At 32.9% G+C, this 565-nt stretch carries 1 protein-coding gene; it reads left to right on the top strand.

Features of this window, described 5'->3' with window-relative positions; genetic code table 11:
* Positions 1 to 215 precede the first annotated feature (215 nt).
* On the top strand, positions 216 to 565 hold a 350-nt coding region (locus AC1Q59_RS24790), incomplete at its 3' end, for a DUF421 domain-containing protein (protein ID WP_492368532.1).

Raw genomic sequence — 565 nt, 5'->3', positions numbered from 1 at the left:
GCCCAGATCATTATGGCACTAACATATGCCTATATAGGTGAACCCTTTTGCGAGTGGGTCAAACTTGTTAATTATTTAGAGTGGAGATACAGATATTCATTCATATATTACATCATTGTTGGAATTGTAACTCGAGCTTTAATACTAAAACTAGCCTCTTTATCTAAACCTCAAGATCTTACAACTAAGTAAAATTTAAATTGGAGGAAAAAACTTTGGAAGAAGTCAATATTGGTTTACTGACGATCAAAGTCATCGTTGGTTTTGCCACTTTATTTTTTATCATTATCATAACAGGCAGAACATCCATCTATCAGTTAACCCCGTTTCACTTAGTTTTTGTGTTAGTACTTGGAGATTTTTTAGGAAATACCATTTATGAGGATAAGGTAGGGATTTTTCATTTTTTATATGCCATCGGATTGTGGACGTTTCTTATGTTGGGAATAGAGTTTATAACTCTAAAAAATAAATCGATACGTTATCTCTTATTAGGCAATCCTAACATCATCATTCGAGATGGTGTTATGGACCGAAAGTTACTTACAAAGAACAAATTGGATGT

This window comes from Cytobacillus sp. MT66 (genome assembly GCF_058792595.1).
Note: the sequence above shows the minus strand (reverse complement) of the source record. Positions and strands in the feature narration are given on the sequence as shown.